General features: G+C 41.9%; 1 protein-coding gene. It reads right to left on the bottom strand.

All coding sequences use genetic code 11. The features are described 5' to 3' along the window. Window positions 1-167: 167 nt before the first annotated feature. The gene (locus A3766_RS01710; RefSeq protein ID WP_068641541.1) at window positions 168-410 is read right to left on the bottom strand and encodes a hypothetical protein; all 243 of its coding nucleotides are present in this window, start codon (window positions 408-410) and stop codon (window positions 168-170) included. Window positions 411-571 lie beyond the last annotated feature (161 nt).

The following is a 571-nucleotide window of genomic DNA, read 5'->3' as shown; positions in this document are numbered from 1 at the left end:
ATGCTACAAATATACTCGTTGATCAAACCGTTAAGTTGGTCAATGTTGTTGTTTTCATAGCTGCCAGCAATCGCTTGAAGGACTTCAGGAGAAAGTTCTTTACGCGTTACTCTGCGTAAAAATATCGGTAGTTCAGGACGTTTGCGGTGAATCTGGAGGCACAAATCTCAACCACTTACGCCACTACTATCAGGCGCTTCGGTCAGGAATACACTGCCCAGGTCGAGATTTGACGACAGGACTTCGTCAAACTCACTCGACGCCCCTTCGAGACCGATATGGTCGTCCTCGGTTTTGACTCTTAAACCAACCAAATTATTTTCAATGCAAACATCTTTTAACAAGGTCAATGACGTTTTTTCGAACTCGTGTACAAGTACTTTACTGACAATTTTTGTGTCCTTGCTCATCCATACCTCGTTTAAAACGGACCTGAGAATTAACAAATTTGAAACTGCATTTGATGCTACAACAGTATAGTGTACAAATAAGGCTAGCGAGTAAAATTATCAGATTGAGCCGCTTGTGCTCGAACTTGAGTGTGCTACCTTATATGCTATTAACCAGGAGT

This window comes from Oleiphilus sp. HI0132, from assembly GCF_001635845.1.
This window is presented reverse-complemented; position numbering and strand designations above follow the sequence as displayed.